General features: G+C 46.0%; 15 protein-coding genes. 2 read left to right on the top strand and 13 right to left on the bottom strand.

Annotated elements, in window-relative coordinates:
* Positions 1 to 30 precede the first annotated feature (30 nt).
* Together uvrC and HF322_RS09870 are read right to left on the bottom strand one after the other, a co-directional pair.
* Positions 31 to 1,866 (bottom strand): excinuclease ABC subunit UvrC, encoded by a 1,836-nt coding sequence (uvrC, locus tag HF322_RS09875; protein WP_169393334.1) that lies wholly within the window; start codon positions 1,864 to 1,866, stop codon positions 31 to 33.
* 174 nt (positions 1,867 to 2,040) lie between these two features.
* Positions 2,041 to 2,379, bottom strand: a complete 339-nt coding sequence (locus HF322_RS09870) for an HNH endonuclease (RefSeq protein ID WP_169393277.1) — start codon at positions 2,377 to 2,379, stop codon at positions 2,041 to 2,043.
* A 199-nt stretch (positions 2,380 to 2,578) separates the two neighbouring features.
* On the opposite strand from HF322_RS09870, the gene HF322_RS09865 reads away from it, so the two are divergent.
* Positions 2,579 to 3,154: a DUF4442 domain-containing protein gene (locus HF322_RS09865; protein WP_169393276.1), complete on the top strand. Its 576-nt coding sequence runs from the start codon at positions 2,579 to 2,581 to the stop codon at positions 3,152 to 3,154.
* Positions 3,155 to 3,275: 121 nt separating this feature from the next.
* Here HF322_RS09865 and rplS read toward each other — a convergent pair whose 3' ends face one another.
* The 4 genes from rplS to rpsP form a co-directional block, all read right to left on the bottom strand.
* Entirely contained in the window at positions 3,276 to 3,677 is a 402-nt protein-coding gene (rplS, locus tag HF322_RS09860) for a 50S ribosomal protein L19 (protein WP_169393275.1), read from the bottom strand.
* A gap of 121 nt (positions 3,678 to 3,798) precedes the next feature.
* A complete protein-coding gene (gene trmD, locus HF322_RS09855; protein ID WP_169393274.1) occupies positions 3,799 to 4,563 on the bottom strand; it encodes a tRNA (guanosine(37)-N1)-methyltransferase TrmD in 765 nt (254 codons plus the stop codon).
* Positions 4,564 to 4,584: 21 nt separating this feature from the next.
* Positions 4,585 to 5,115, bottom strand: coding sequence for a ribosome maturation factor RimM (gene rimM, locus HF322_RS09850; protein ID WP_169393273.1), 531 nt, complete (start codon positions 5,113 to 5,115; stop codon positions 4,585 to 4,587).
* Positions 5,116 to 5,181: 66 nt separating this feature from the next.
* The gene (rpsP, locus tag HF322_RS09845) at positions 5,182 to 5,445 is read right to left on the bottom strand and encodes a 30S ribosomal protein S16 (protein ID WP_169393272.1); all 264 of its coding nucleotides are present in this window, start codon (positions 5,443 to 5,445) and stop codon (positions 5,182 to 5,184) included.
* 206 nt (positions 5,446 to 5,651) lie between these two features.
* Between rpsP and HF322_RS09840 the strand changes: the two genes are divergently transcribed.
* On the top strand, positions 5,652 to 7,133 hold the full coding sequence (locus tag HF322_RS09840) for an ATP-binding protein (protein ID WP_169393271.1): 1,482 nt from the start codon (positions 5,652 to 5,654) through the stop codon (positions 7,131 to 7,133).
* 36 nt (positions 7,134 to 7,169) lie between these two features.
* Here the strand turns inward: HF322_RS09840 and HF322_RS09835 are convergent, their stop codons facing one another.
* From HF322_RS09835 to atpA, 7 genes are all read right to left on the bottom strand, one after another.
* On the bottom strand, positions 7,170 to 7,349 hold the full coding sequence (locus tag HF322_RS09835; RefSeq protein ID WP_169393270.1) for a hypothetical protein: 180 nt from the start codon (positions 7,347 to 7,349) through the stop codon (positions 7,170 to 7,172).
* Positions 7,350 to 7,392: 43 nt separating this feature from the next.
* Positions 7,393 to 9,081, bottom strand: a complete 1,689-nt coding sequence (locus tag HF322_RS09830) for an ATP-binding protein (RefSeq protein WP_169393269.1) — start codon at positions 9,079 to 9,081, stop codon at positions 7,393 to 7,395.
* Between the two features lie 203 nt (positions 9,082 to 9,284).
* Complete coding sequence (locus tag HF322_RS09825) at positions 9,285 to 9,995, bottom strand: response regulator (protein WP_169393333.1); 711 nt, start codon at positions 9,993 to 9,995, stop codon at positions 9,285 to 9,287.
* A gap of 296 nt (positions 9,996 to 10,291) precedes the next feature.
* The gene (locus tag HF322_RS09820; protein WP_169393268.1) at positions 10,292 to 10,708 is read right to left on the bottom strand and encodes a F0F1 ATP synthase subunit epsilon; all 417 of its coding nucleotides are present in this window, start codon (positions 10,706 to 10,708) and stop codon (positions 10,292 to 10,294) included.
* 70 nt (positions 10,709 to 10,778) lie between these two features.
* Complete coding sequence (gene atpD, locus HF322_RS09815; RefSeq protein WP_169393267.1) at positions 10,779 to 12,212, bottom strand: F0F1 ATP synthase subunit beta; 1,434 nt, start codon at positions 12,210 to 12,212, stop codon at positions 10,779 to 10,781.
* A 36-nt stretch (positions 12,213 to 12,248) separates the two neighbouring features.
* Positions 12,249 to 13,130, bottom strand: a complete 882-nt coding sequence (gene atpG / locus HF322_RS09810; RefSeq protein ID WP_169393266.1) for a F0F1 ATP synthase subunit gamma — start codon at positions 13,128 to 13,130, stop codon at positions 12,249 to 12,251.
* A gap of 150 nt (positions 13,131 to 13,280) precedes the next feature.
* Positions 13,281 to 14,825 carry a F0F1 ATP synthase subunit alpha gene (gene atpA, locus HF322_RS09805; protein WP_169393265.1) on the bottom strand — a complete coding sequence of 515 codons (1,545 nt, stop codon included), beginning with the start codon at positions 14,823 to 14,825 and terminating at the stop codon, positions 13,281 to 13,283.
* Positions 14,826 to 14,885 lie beyond the last annotated feature (60 nt).

Here is a 14,885-nt window from a genome sequence, read left to right as displayed (position 1 = left end):
AATTGAGGGAATCAGTGCTTCATAAACTTATTATTCATGAAGCACTTTATAAATGGTTTTGGCAAGCACAGGACCGATACCATTGACGCCGGACAATTCTTGTTCGGATGCGCCAAGCAATTGCTGAATACCGCCAAAATGGTTGAGCAAGTCGCGGCGGCGCTTTTCACCAAGCCCGGGGATAACCTCAAGCACCGATGAGGATCGGCGCTTATCGCGTTTTTTGCGGTGAGCGGTGATGGCAAAGCGGTGCGCCTCATCGCGAATGTTCATGATCAAATGCAGCGCTTTACTGTCCATCGGCAAATCAAGCGGCGGATGGTCGATAAAATGCAGCACCTCAAGACCGGCTTTGCGACCCTCGCCTTTAGCCACCCCAATTAGCAGGGTGTCGTTTAAAATGCCAAAGGATTCAAGCACCTCTTTTGCCATATTCAGCTGACCTTTACCGCCATCAATCAACAGCAAATCTGGCAGCGGCTGCTTTTTATAGCGGCGCTCAAGCACCTGCTTCATTGCGGCATAATCGTCGCCGCCTTGGATACCGTGAATGGCATATTGTCGATAGTCGCGCTTGCGAGCGCCACCTTGGTCAAATACCACGCAGCTGCCAATTGTCGCCTCGCCCATGGTGTGCGAAATGTCAAAGCATTCAATCCGGTCGATGGTGCGTTCGGTCACGTCCGCCAAAACGTCTTTTAGCGCATTAAAGCGCGCATTTAACTCTAAATAATCGCCCAATTTGGTTTTTATGGCGTTGTTGGCGTTGAGTACCGCCAAATCAAGCCAATCCGCGCGCTGCTCGCGAACGTTGGTTTTGATCACTACTTTACTGTCAAAATGCGCGGCTAAGGCTTCACTAATTGCCACTTGGTCGGGCAATTCATGACTTAAAATGATCTCACTTGGCAAATCATCGGTCACTTGAAAGTAAAACGAGCTAATAAATTCGGATAGGTTTTCAGCAACGGGTAAGCTGCTATCCACATCGGGAAAATAATTTTTACCCCCTAAAACGCGACCACCGCGAACGGTCAACACGTTCACGCAAGTGATTCCGGCTTGACTGGTGATGGCAATCACGTCCGCCTCCCCTTGAACAGTATAAACCGCTTGCCGCGCTTGAACCTCGCGAAGCATGGAGAGCTGATCACGATAAAAGACCGCCTTTTCAAAATCTAAAGCCTCGGCGGCGGCTTCCATTTTTTCAATGAGCGCGTTATGAATGTCGCTTGAGTCGCCCTTTAAAAAGCGAATGGTGTTATTCACGTCCTCGTTGTACTCCTCAGGGCTGACAAAGCCCACGCAAGGCGCTCGGCAGCGTTTGATTTGATATTCAAGACAAGGTCGTTTTCTGGCGCGAAAAAAAGTGTTGCTGCACTGGCGCATTTGAAACATTTTTTGCATCAAAACCAGCGTTTCTTTTGCCGCATGCGCCGATGGGAATGGTCCAAAAAAGCGCCCTTTTTGGTGATTGCCTTTGCCGCGACCAAACGCCAACCGTGGATACGGCTTATCCGCGGAAATAAACACGTAAAGGTAGGACTTATCGTCCCGAAGCAGCACGTTATACGGCGGTCGGTGTTCTTTGATCAGATTTTGCTCAAGCAGCAGCGCCTCGGTTTCGCTTCGGGTGATGATGGTTTCGATATCATGAATCCGCGCCACCAGTGCTCGCGTTTTTGGGTGGTCAATGGTTTTGGCAAAATAGCTGTTGACGCGGCTTTTTAGCGATTTGGCTTTACCAACGTATAAAATATCACCGTTTTTACCGAGCATTTTATAAACGCCGGGCAAATTGGGCAGCCGTTTGATTAAATGCTTCAGCCGTTTTTGCGTGTCATTATCTGAGATATCATCGACCATAATTCTTGCGCTCATCATTGCTTAAGGCTTATTAATAAGGCTTCTCACGGCAAATTGCAAGCTTACCTTCATAAGGCTTTGTCTCAAAGTCATTGCAACTATTGACCATAAAATAGACCATCAAAGGCGTCACTTATTATCAGTCACTTAATGCTTAAAGTTGATTAAAAAGCCTTAATGCTTTACTCGAATTTTAAGTCCCACTGGTCGTTTTTTCACCCAGGCGATAAATTTTTGCATCTCACTATGCTCGCGGATGCGCTCAATGGTGTGGTAATAATCAGCAAGTTCATGATTGGAAAATACGCGATGAATTTGGCTGTGGCACGGTCTACAAATCATCGCAATGTCCGATTTCATGGCATCGCGGCTAAACTTACGGCGGGTTCGCGATTTGTTGTGCCGCGACTGCGGAATCAAGTGATGCCGAGTCAACGCCATGCTGCGACCGCAAAGCTCACAAGCTGCAACGCCATCACGATCGTTTAAAGGTTGATTGGGAGGGTTGGTCATCACGGTTATCCTGAGCCTCATTATTTTATTAAGGTATAAAGTGATCGCCTGACAATCAAGATAACATTGATAGTAACTGCGTAACCCAATCTCTTAGTTACGCATTAAGACTGGCATGGCAATTTAATTTTAATTATGATAAGCCCTTTTATACTCTTAAATTGAGCTTGCCAAACCAGATTTGGCATCAGGATAGGTTATGAGTTTGCTTCCCAAAAATTTTGATAACTTAAAGCGCAAAGCCAAAAAAAACATCATGCCGCTGCTCACCCCGCACTTATTTAAGCTTCGGATCAACACCTACCCGCCTTATGTGGGCGCGGGCATCAAAGTCGATCATATCGATCTTGACCAAGGTCTTTGCATATCAAGCCTTAGCTTGACCGCACTGAATAAAAACGCGGTTGGGACTCAGTTTGGCGGCAGCTTATATGCCATGGTTGACCCGTTTTATATGCTGATTTTAATGAATCAGCTGGGCAGCAGTTATGTGGTTTGGGATAAAAGCGCTCAAATTGACTTTATAGCGCCAGGAAACAGCCGCGTCACCGCCAAAATGAAAGTGCCAAGCTCTGAGATTGGCATTATCCAAGAGCTTGCGAAAAATGGTGATCCGGTCTTTCGCGAGTATGAAACTGAGATTGTTGATGACAAGCAAAAAGTGGTTGCCACTGTTAAAAAAACCGTTTATGTCCGCTTGCGTAAATTTAGCCACTCAAAAAATCAATCAAGCTCAGTGTATCAAGACAAAAACCTTGATGACGCCAGCAACTAGCCGCTAAAGTCTTACAAACCACCCAAACAAAAACCCCAATTTAGCAATCGCTAAATTGGGGTTTTGTCTTTTTTGGTACGCCTACTTATTTATAAATAAAAAATAAGCTTTAAACTAGCAATTAAGCTTCAGTCGCAGTTTCAGCCACAGCTTTTTGCTGAGCAGGACGAGCACCAAGCTTTTCACGAATACGCGCTGATTTGCCAGAACGCTCACGAAGGTAGTAAAGTTTAGCACGGCGAACTGCACCACGGCGTTTCACTTCAATGCTATCCACGATTGGTGAGTGCAATTGGAATGCACGCTCAACCCCAACGCCGCTTGAAATTTTACGAACGGTAAAGGCTGAATTTAAACCGCGGTTACGCTTAGCAATCACCACGCCTTCAAACGCCTGTAAACGCTCACGGTCGCCTTCGCGAACTTTAACTTGAACCACAACGGTATCACCAGGAGCGAAGCTTGGGTGCTCACGCAATTGGGCATTTTCGATAACTTGAACCAATGGATGCTTGTTGCTCATGAGAGTAATCTCCTCACATTAGATGATAGAGGCTTTTCGCGTATCACCTGTTTTTAATAAGTCATCATATTAAAAAATATGACATAAAAAGGGGTTTAAATGCTTATGCGACATAAGCGATTTAATTAACATCAAAATCTTTCATTTGCTTAAGCCAACATTCTTGATCAGGCGTTGGACAAAACTGTTGCCATAAATCAGGTCGACGAGCTTTTGTTCGCGCTACTTGCTGATAAAAGCGCCATTTTGCAATATTGCCATGATGACCTGACAGCAAAACCTTAGGAACCTTCATTCCTGAAAATTCAACCGGCTTGGTATAGTGTGGACAATCAAGAAGCCCCTCAACAAATGAGTCTTGCTCAGCGGATTGATCATCGCCCATCACATTTGGCAAACGCCGAATGACGCTGTCCATCAGTACCATGGCGGCAAGCTCACCGCCGCTTAAGACATAATCGCCAAGCGACACTTCAATATCAACATGAGCTTGCAATAAACGCTCATCAATACCTTCATAACGACCGCAAAGCAAAATCATACCATCAAGGGCTGAAAAATTAACCACTTGCGGCTCTGATAGCGTTGAGCCTTGCGGCGATAAATACACCACAGGACAGTGTGATTTGCCCTCACGGCAGCCCACCTCTTTTGCTTGCTGCTTTGCCTTGGTAATGGCTTTTAATAACGGCTCAGCCATCATTACCATACCAGGACCGCCCCCAAAAGGACGCTCATCAACGCGGCGATAGTTGTCGCTGGTAAAGTCGCGCGGATTAAAACACTCCATCACGACCTGCTGCTGACTCATAGCCCGACCTGTGATGCCAAAGTCGCGGATCGCCGCAAACATCTCAGGAAAAATGCTAATCACCGCAAAATACATCCGCGTTTCAACCTTAAACCATCAATAATCGCTTTGCCAGTCAACAGTTACCGTTTTATTTGCTAAGTCAACGCGAATAACAGTCTGCTTATGCCAAGGAATCAAGCGCGACTCATCATCAATGCTGTCTGCGGTCGCTGCCACTTCCATCACATCATGAGCGCCGGTTTCAAACATCTCGGCAATATCACCTAAGTTTTCGCCTTGCTCATTGACGACGTGAAGTCCGATCAGATCCGACCAATAATACTCATCGTCCGCAGGCGACGGCAAATTGTCTTTAGCGACCCAAATCGTCACGCCATTCATCGTTTCAGCAATGTTACGATCCGGAACTTCTTTAAACTGAGCCACCAGTCCTGAACCTTGATGCCGCCAGTTGACGACTGTCAGCGGTTTTAGCCCAAGCGCCGTTTTGATCCACCAAGGATTCATGGCAAAAATATCACTGCGGTTATCAGTATGGCTAAATACCCAAAGCCAGCCTTTAATGCCATAAGGCTTTTTAAGCTGACCGATGTTTATTAAGTTACTGATATCAGGAACTGTCATATCCTGCACCTATCTTCTTGCTATTTTTGCCGTATTATTTCCTAAAATTCGGAAATAACCCTTAGATTAAGCAGTGGCTTCTTGAGTGGCAGGCTTGTAAGATTTTGCCAATGCGGCAACGCGATCAGACGGCTGAGCGCCCTTAGCGATCCAAGCATTGTAAGCTTCCATATTCAAGCGAACCGCTTCTTCAGTAGCTTTTGCAAGCGGGTTAAAAAAGCCAATATTTTCAATGTAGCGGCCATCGCGTGAGTTACGCTGATCGGCAACAACAACTTGATAAAATGGGCGTTTTTTGGCACCGCCCCGTGCTAAACGAATAACAACCATGTGAATTCTCTCTTTCGCAGGTATACCAAAAAGGGCATAATCATAGCACAAAATTTAAGGATTGAAAATACAATCCTTGTTTATTTTTTTCGTCATAACAATCACTTATTTACCAAAAAGCCTTGCCATTTTGTGGCTGACAGCATTTAATAACAAGCTGTTTTAAGCCCCATATTTGACGTTAATTTTAAGTTTGAGAGCTGATTATGGCTGCCCCAATTGTTCCCCCAAACCCTGCCCGCCAGCGCTTTCAGCTTTTTTGGGCAAAGCGCAGCTGGTCAAACAGTTGGCTGACCACATTGATGGTGGCGTTTATTGTGATCTGTAGCGTTGGGCTGTCGCTTTGGCTGTTTTGGCGCAGCCTTTATTTGCCTGAATTAAAAACCCACGCCCGCTATTTGACCAGTGAACTTAATTTAATCAGTAGTGTTAAAAAAGACTGGTCAGATACACCCAAAATGCGCCAGTGGGTTTATGAGCACTCGCATGTGATTGTGGTTGAAAACCCAAGCGAGTTTCCAAAGGTTGAAGATAAAGCCTTTGTTGGGCTGTTCACTGATGTGCTTCAAGAAGAAATCAGCACCCAGCTTGGGCGACCGGTTGAGGTGTATTTTAAATTTAAACCCACCCCTCAGCTTTGGGTTCAAGATAGCTTGGATCAAAGCTTTTGGATTCGTGAGCCGGTAGTTTATTACTCGCAATATAGCCCATCGCTACTTTTGCTGTTTTTATTAGGGCTGCCAATTTTAACTTTAGTGATCATTATTTTATTGGTGCGCCAGCTTAACCGACCCCTGCGCCACCTTCAGCGCGCCGCAACCAATTATATTCGTTTAGGTCATGCCACCACGCTTCCCACAGGCGAAGGTCCCACTGAAATTCGTCAGGTCAATACCGCGTTTAATCGCCTATTTACCACTTTAAATCAAGCCCAAAAAGAGCGCACCATTATGCTTGCGGGAATTTCTCATGATCTACGAACGCCGTTGACCCGAATGCGTCTCACCGCTGAAATGCTCCCCGATGACTTTTTTCGTGAAGGGCTGATTTACGACATTGAAGATATGGACGCCATTTTAGAGCAGTTCATCTCATTTATGAAAGATGGTTCGGATGAGCCGGTGCGATTGACCAATTTGGACGTAATTTTTAATGAAATTATGGTTCAGTTTGCGCCGATGAAGTTTGTTTATCAGTCAGAATGCCAAAAGGCAGTTCCGGTGCGACCGCTATCGATCAAGCGCTTGATTATTAATTTGGTCAATAATGCCAATCGTTATGGCAAGCCGCCCATTTATTTGTCAGCGACCATTGTGCCAACCTTTATCGAACGTGATGACAATAGCGAGGTTATCAGCGAAAATGAGGTGAAAAAAGAAGCTCAAGAAGAGCTGCTCATTTGTGTTCGCGACTGCGGTGAAGGGGTTGCTGAAGATCAATTGGAGCGCATTATGCAGCCCTTTGAGCGCGGCGAGACAGCACGAACAACGCAAGGAAGCGGTCTTGGTCTTGCTATTGTTAACCGAATTGCAAGACTGCATCATGGCACGGTTGAAGCCATCAATCATCCGCATGGCGGATTGCAAGTTTGCGTTCGAATTCCGCTGATCTCAAAAGTGACTGATCATGATCAAACGGACACGTCAACACCTTTGCCGCCGCCAGAAAATGTGATTAAAGGCGAGTGATCCAGTTAAAAAAAGCAGCGGTTAATTTAACAAGGTTTACTTTTGGCTGCCAATAGGGGGCGGAATGTCAGCGGCGCTATTGCTAAAGTCAATCGGCTGCGTGATCGCCGCTTGCGCTTGCTTAACGCTAATTGAGGTACTGGGGGGCTTTAAAAATAAATAATAGCTGAGCACCACGGCATTTAATACCACCAAACCACCAAACAAATAGGGCACGATCTCTCCTTAGCTGCTGTAAGCTTTTGATATGCTAATGACATCAATCTTCTTTAAATGAGCGCTCGCTTTGCTCTTGGGTCAATTCATCAGCAGCAATGGTTTGGGTTAATGGCTTAACTGGCCACGTCATCACAAATCGCGCCCCACCAAGACTTGGGCTTTCATCCACTTTCATGCTGCCACTAAACCAAAAGGCGATCCTTGAGACAATTGACAGTCCCAACCCATAACCGCCTGAAGCGCGCGTTCGGCTGTCATCAAGTCGCGAAAACGGAATAAAGACGCGCTCGCGATCGGCTTCTGGAATCCCGTGACCATCATCTTCAACACTGACAAACGCATTGCCCTTTTTAACGCCAGCGCTAATAATAATGGTGGTTTCGGCATATCGAAGCGCATTTCCGGCTAAGTTTTGGATCACTCGGTGCAAATAGCGGCGATCTGCCACGGCGGTCACTTTGGCATTTGGTAGTTGCGCGACGATTTTTATTGGCTTTCCTAACGCATTGGTTTCGCGCTCAACTTGTTCAATCAGCTCTTTTAAATTGACCGGCTCTAAATCAAGCTTAGGCGAGCCTTCCTCAAGCTTAGCATAAGTCAAAATCTCGTCAATCAGCCCATTTAGCGATTCAATATCTTCATCAATATAATCGCGCTGCATAAACCGCGAGTCTTCATCATCCGTATCCGCCAGCATATCAACTGCAAAGCGAATCCGCGCCACTGGCGTTCTAAGCTCATGCGATACCGCTCGGGTCAGCTCGCGCTGTGACTCGATCAAGCGCTTGATATGGGCAGTCATCGCGTTAAATGTCGCGGCAAGCTTAGCGATTTCATCTTGACCGATCACTTGAACTTTGGTGTCAAGGTTGCCTTTACTCACCTCATTAACGCCAAGCTGAATGAGCTGCAACTTACGCTCAAGCGGGAAGATCAGCGCATAAACCCCAAGGCTGATCAAAAACATACTGATCAATACCATACTAATGATTAAATTCAGCGGGAACCAATTAAACAGCGGAATAGGTCCCATCAAAATTGCCATATCATTGATTTCTGAAGGCACAATGATGCTGATCGAGGAGTTACTTTGGCTGTTGTTGGTGTCTTGAAACTTAATCACCACCTCATCGCGGCGGATTCGTGACAACTGATCACTGTCTAAATTAAGCGCGTTGACGGATTTAATTTCAAGCGGAAATGAAAACTTTTCTTCCAATTCAAGCAGGCGCATCCGTTTTGCTGAAAGCGTTGGATAATAAGACAAGTCATCTAATAAAAATACCGCCAGCGCGCGAACTTGTTGCTCGGTCACCTGTAAAATACGAACACTAAGCACCGAATTGTCATCTGGAAGCTTATGATAAACGTCGGCATAATTGGGCTGGGATTTGTATCTGACCACCGTCTCACCGCGCTCAAGTCGGCGCAGCTCACTTGAGGTAAATTCAACCTCCTTCATCGGAATGATGCGAAAGGTCGAGCCAAACAAACTGCTGGCATCGGACAGCCAGTAATCGCGCTGAGTCTTAGTATCTTGATGATTGATGCCTTCACTAACCAAATAAAACGCGCCGGTCGCCATTTTTTCGCGGTACGACTGAATGCGCTCTTTATTAATCGTATCAAGCAGCAATTGCGCAAACAGCGCCACACACAAGCAAACAATCAACAGCCCGCCATAAATTCGGACAAAAATACTGTGCTTTAAAGAAGAAACTAAGGACATACGCCGCCAAAACCAACTTATGACCGAATGATGGTCTTTATGATAAAAAAGTAACGCTTAAAAAAGCGAGGTGCTGATAAAAGTGAGCACTTATTAAACCATAGATCGTAAAACTTCGGTCAAAATCTTACCATTATCCCAAAAAAAAACCAGCATGATGCTGGTTTTTTTATCAAATCAATACGATCGCGGGCAATAGGTGATCAGTTGCCTTCTTTAACAAACAAATAGCCTTTGCTACGAACCGTTTTGATGCGTTTTGGGTTTTCAGGATCATCACCAATTTTTGGGCGAATTCGTGAAATACGAACGTCAATGGAGCGGTCTTGACCGTCATATTCAATACCGCGAAGACGCTCGAAAATATCTTCACGCGATAAAATGCGACCGGCGTTTGAGGCTAAAAGCCATAACAGATCGTATTCAGCGCTGGTAAAGTCAACCAGCTCATCACCAAGCATCACAGATCTGCCGCCGTTATCAATGATCAAGTCACCAAACTCAAGTCGCTGAGGCACATCTTCTGACGGCGCATTTTCTGAGCGTCGCAGTAACGCCCGGATTCGAGCTAAAAGAACGCGAGGCTGGGCAGGTTTCGCCACATAATCGTCCGCGCCCATCTCAAGTCCTAAAACCTGATCCATATCTTCAGTTCGGGCGGTGAGCATCAAAATAGGGTTTTGAAAATGTGGTCGCACTTCACGGCAAACGGTCAAGCCATCGCTGCCAGGAAGCATCACATCAAGAACGACCAAGTCTGGCTGCTCATTAACAATCCGGCGAATCGCGCGGTTGCCATCGGTTTCGATTGCCACTTCAAGACCATTTTTTACCAAATAGTCTTGGGTTAACATGGCTAAGCGCTCATCATCTTCTACGATTAAAATTCGGGGGGTGGTATCTTCTTCATTCATTGTCATTGTTATGTCCTCTAAGGAGATGGGTCAAAAAAAAAGCGGCTGCTTAATCTAGTCTAAAATGATCACCTAAAAATGGAACAAGGCGCTGATTCTTCAGCGCAGTCTTGGTAACATAGTATACTATCAAATCTATTGATTCTTATACTATAGCTTATTTGTGTTAACAAAACCTATAAACAATATGGGTAAAAACATTAGTTTTCGTCCAAAAGCGCAAATTTTCTGACCTAACTAGGTATACAGCAAAAAAAACAGCCCAATTTGGACTGTTTTTAATAACTCGATCAAACTTAAGCGCGGTTTTTAAATTTGCGCAAGGTTTGCAATTGCGCCACCGATTCAGCAAGTGAAGCAAGCGCAGCATTGGTTTGTAAGGTATCAGATTGGTTGACCAGCATTTGCTCTGCTTTTTTACGCGCCTCGATGATTTTGCTTTCATCAAGGTTATGAGCGCGAACGGCAGTATCAGCAAGCACCGTCACCATTTTTGGCTGAACTTCTAGCACACCACCTGACACATAGATCACTTCTTCTTCACCATTTGCCTTTTGTACGCGCATAGCACCGGGCTTTAACAATGTGATGAGCGGGGTATGTCCTGCAAGCACCCCAACCTCGCCTTCGCTTCCGGTGGCAATCAGCATGGTGATCTCGCCTGAGAACAGCTCTTCACGAGCGCTTACGACGCGGCATTGGAATGTTGCCATACTTAACTCCTAAGCTTAAAAACAGTGAACGAACGTTTGCGTCAATTCATTGAAATTGACGCAACACGTATTAAGCAGCGGCTGACTTCATTTGCTCAGCTTTTGCTACGACTTCATCGATGCCGCCTGCCATATAAAACGCTTGTTCTGGCAAGTCATCGTATTCACCGGCGATAATGGCTTTAAAGCTGGCAATGGTGTCACGAAGAGCAACGTATTTTCCAGGAGCGCCAGTGAAGACTTCGGCGACGTGGAACGGCTGTGATAAGAAGCGCTGAATTTTACGAGCGCGGTAAACCACAAGCTTATCTTCTTCAGACAATTCATCCATTCCCAAAATGGCAATGATGTCTTTAAGCTCTTTATAACGCTGAAGGACTTCTTGAACGCCACGAGCAACGTTGTAATGCTCTTCACCAATGACTTGCGGGTCAAGCTGACGTGAGGTTGAATCCAATGGATCAACCGCAGGATAAATCCCTTGTGAGGCAATATCACGGCTCAAAACAACAGTGGCATCCAAGTGAGCAAACGTCGTTGCAGGGGATGGATCCGTCAAGTCATCGGCTGGAACGTAAACCGCTTGAACCGAAGTGATCGATCCTGATTGAGTTGAAGTGATTCGCTCTTGCAAGACGCCCATTTCTTCAGCTAGCGTTGGCTGATAGCCTACCGCGGATGGCATACGACCAAGCAGTGCGGACACTTCGGTTCCTGCCAACGTATAACGGTAAATGTTATCAACGAACAACAATACGTCACGACCTTTGCCTGTAGCCGGGTCTTTTGAATCACGGAAGTATTCCGCCATCGTCAAACCTGTCAAGGCGACGCGCAAGCGGTTTCCTGGTGGCTCATTCATCTGACCGTAAACCATCGCCACTTTTGATTTGCTAAAGTCTTCAGTGTTAACGACGCCCGCTTCTTGCATTTCGTGGTAGAAGTCGTTACCTTCACGGGTACGCTCACCCACCCCTGCAAACACCGATAGTCCTGAGTGCTTCAAAGCGATGTTGTTAATCAATTCCATCATGTTGACGGTTTTACCAACGCCTGCACCACCAAACAAACCAACTTTACCACCTTTCGCAAACGGGCAAAGTAGGTCAATCACTTTAATTCCCGTTTCCAAAAGCTCAGTGCTGTTTGATTGCTCAGCGTATGTTGGCGCCTCTCTATGGATTGACCATTTTTCTTCGGTTGGAACGGGGCCTGCTTCATCAATCGGGCGACCAAGCACATCCATAATTCGACCAAGCGTGCCGTTTCCAACAGGAACAGAAATCGGCGCGCCAGTGTTGGTCACCGGAAGGTTACGTTTTAAACCTTCGGTAGATCCCATCGCGATGGTTCGCACAATACCGTCGCCAAGCTGCTGCTGAACTTCAAGCGTGGTATCGGTGCCATCAACTTGCAGGGCATCATAAATTTGGGGGACGTCGTCACGGTTAAATTCAACATCAATTACCGCGCCGATGATCTGTACAATACGACCGCTACTCATCGCGTTCTCCTTGAAATTCTAAAATTAGGTAGTCAGTTAAGAAACGGCTGCCGCACCGCCAACGATTTCCGAGATTTCTCGGGTAATCGCCGCTTGACGAAGCTTGTTATAAACCAACTGTAAATCGTTAATCAACTCACCGGCGTTATCGGTTGCCGCTTTCATGGCGACCATTCGCGAGGACTGCTCAGAGGCGATATTTTCCATCACCGCTTGGTAAACAATTGACTCAATATAGCGACCAAGCAAGCCATCAATTAAAGTTTTGATGTCAGGCTCGTAAATATAATCCCAGCTTAATTCAGTTTGAATGGCGCTTTCTTCACCGCCAAACGCAGTTTCAGGTAACGGCACCAATTGCGTGACGGTCGGCTTTTGCGTCATGGCATTGATAAACTGGTTATAAACCACGTAAATGCGATCAAGCTTGCCGTTAGCATAATCATCAAGCATGGCTTGAACAGGCGCATTTAGCTGCTCAAAGGTAGGGTTATCACCATAATCGGTCACCGCTGAGGTGACATTACCGCCAAAATTTTTGAAAAAACTAACGCCTTTTGAGCCAATAACCGCAAATTCAGCTTGAACCGATTGACCTTCGTAGCTTTGGATATTTTTAGTGAGCGCTTTAAATAAGTTGATATTTAAGCCGCCCGCCAAGCCGCGATCTGAGGTGATGACGATATAGCCCACTTTATTGACCGCTCGCGACACCATATACGGGTGTTTGTAATCAGATGACGCATTCACCAAATGCGAGATAACCCGGCGCATACTGTCTGCATACGGGCGCCCCAATTCCATGCGATCCTGAGCTCGGCGCATCTTACTTGCCGCAACCATTTGCATGGCGCGGGTGATTTTTTGGGTGCTTTTAATACTGGTGACTTTGGCACGAATTTCTTTTAAGCTTGCCATAATGATTCCAATATAAGAGGATTAAAAAGCATTGGCGAGGCTGCGCTTGCTGCCACTTCGCAATCCGGATAACTGTTATAGACAAGCGTAGCACAAGTTAATGCGCGACGCTTTGTCCATAAAAGCCGCCGGTTATCTTAACTGCTGATCTTAATAACTGTGGTTTTGTTTAAAAGTTTCAATAGAAGTTTTTAAACGGTTGGCAATATCATCGTTATAATTTGCCGTGTCATTAATCTCAGTCATCAAGTCATTTTGCTCATCGAACATATAGCGAAGATAAGCGGTTTCAAACGCCCCAATTTTTTCAACTGGAATGTCTGATAAGTAACCTTCGTTTGAGGCAAAAATTACCGCCGCTTGCTCAGCAATAGACATCGGCTGATATTGTTTTTGCTTCATAAGTTCGGTGACGCGCTCACCGTGGTCAAGCTGAGCTCGAGTTGCATCATCAAGGTCGGAGGCAAACTGAGCAAACGCCGCAAGTTCACGGTACTGAGCCAAAGCGGTACGAATACCACCAGACAGCTTTTTAATAATTTTGGTTTGCGCAGAACCACCAACGCGCGAGACCGAAATACCAGCGTTCACCGCAGGACGAATACCAGCACTAAACAAGCTTGATTCTAAGAAAATCTGACCGTCAGTAATTGAAATCACGTTGGTTGGAACGAATGCTGAGACGTCACCTGCTTGGGTTTCAATGATCGGCAATGCGGTCAATGAGCCAGTTTTACCGGTCACTTCACCATTGGTAAATTTTTCAACGTAAGCGGCGTTCACGCGAGAGGCGCGCTCAAGTAAGCGTGAATGTAAGTAAAACACGTCCCCTGGATACGCTTCACGACCTGGTGGTCGGCGAAGTAGTAGTGAAATCTGACGATAAGCAACCGCTTGTTTTGATAAGTCATCAAACACAATCAAGGCATCTTCGCCGCGATCACGGAAGTATTCGCCCATGGTACAGCCAGAATATGGCGCGATATATTGCAGTGCAGCAGGTTCTGATGCCGATGCTACCACAACGGTGGTGTACTCAAGCGCGCCCGTTTCTTCAAGTTTACGAACGACGTTAGCAATCGTTGAGCGCTTTTGACCAACGGCAACATAAACGCACTTAATGCCCGAAGCTTTTTGCGCGATGATGGCATCAATTGCCATGGCGGTTTTACCAGTCTGACGGTCACCAATGATAAGCTCACGCTGACCACGACCAATAGGAATCATGGTATCAACGGCTTTATAACCAGTCATCACTGGCTGATCAACCGATTGACGGTCAATAACGCCTGGCGCAATTTTTTCAACTTTATCGGTCAATTTGGCATTGATCGGACCTTTGCCATCGATCGGGTTTCCTAGAGCATCAACAACGCGACCAAGAAGCTCAGGACCTACTGGAACTTCTAAAATGCGACCGGTACAAAAGGCTTTTTGACCTTCTTGCAATGGCAAATAATCCCCAAGAACCACCGCGCCGACAGAGTCACGCTCTAAGTTGAGCGCCATACCATAAATGTCGCCTTCAAACTCAATCATTTCGCCGTACATGGCATCTTCAAGACCATGAATCTGCACGATACCGTCCGATACTTTGACAATCGTGCCTTCATTTTTTGCAGTTGCACCCGCATCAAGGTCTTGAATTCGCTGCTTGATCAGATTACTGATTTCCGCTGGATTCAATTGTTGCATTGCCTTGTTTCCTTTAATAATGATAACCCGACCATTGACTTTGCGTCACCTCACGCAGAC

Source organism: Psychrobacter sp. MF31 (assembly GCF_012847335.1).
Lineage (GTDB): Bacteria > Pseudomonadota > Gammaproteobacteria > Pseudomonadales > Moraxellaceae > Psychrobacter.
This window is presented reverse-complemented; position numbering and strand designations above follow the sequence as displayed.

Coding starts and splice junctions, on each gene's coding strand:
- uvrC (WP_169393334.1), bottom strand. CDS start 1,866: ATGGTCGATGATATCTCAGATAATGACACGCAAAAACGGCTGAAGCAT.
- HF322_RS09870 (WP_169393277.1), bottom strand. CDS start 2,379: ATGACCAACCCTCCCAATCAACCTTTAAACGATCGTGATGGCGTTGCA.
- HF322_RS09865 (WP_169393276.1), top strand. CDS start 2,579: ATGAGTTTGCTTCCCAAAAATTTTGATAACTTAAAGCGCAAAGCCAAA.
- rplS (WP_169393275.1), bottom strand. CDS start 3,677: ATGAGCAACAAGCATCCATTGGTTCAAGTTATCGAAAATGCCCAATTG.
- trmD (WP_169393274.1), bottom strand. CDS start 4,563: ATGTATTTTGCGGTGATTAGCATTTTTCCTGAGATGTTTGCGGCGATC.
- rimM (WP_169393273.1), bottom strand. CDS start 5,115: ATGACAGTTCCTGATATCAGTAACTTAATAAACATCGGTCAGCTTAAA.
- rpsP (WP_169393272.1), bottom strand. CDS start 5,445: ATGGTTGTTATTCGTTTAGCACGGGGCGGTGCCAAAAAACGCCCATTT.
- HF322_RS09840 (WP_169393271.1), top strand. CDS start 5,652: ATGGCTGCCCCAATTGTTCCCCCAAACCCTGCCCGCCAGCGCTTTCAG.
- HF322_RS09830 (WP_169393269.1), bottom strand. CDS start 9,081: ATGTCCTTAGTTTCTTCTTTAAAGCACAGTATTTTTGTCCGAATTTAT.
- HF322_RS09825 (WP_169393333.1), bottom strand. CDS start 9,995: ATGAATGAAGAAGATACCACCCCCCGAATTTTAATCGTAGAAGATGAT.
- HF322_RS09820 (WP_169393268.1), bottom strand. CDS start 10,708: ATGGCAACATTCCAATGCCGCGTCGTAAGCGCTCGTGAAGAGCTGTTC.
- atpD (WP_169393267.1), bottom strand. CDS start 12,212: ATGAGTAGCGGTCGTATTGTACAGATCATCGGCGCGGTAATTGATGTT.
- atpG (WP_169393266.1), bottom strand. CDS start 13,130: ATGGCAAGCTTAAAAGAAATTCGTGCCAAAGTCACCAGTATTAAAAGC.
- atpA (WP_169393265.1), bottom strand. CDS start 14,825: ATGCAACAATTGAATCCAGCGGAAATCAGTAATCTGATCAAGCAGCGA.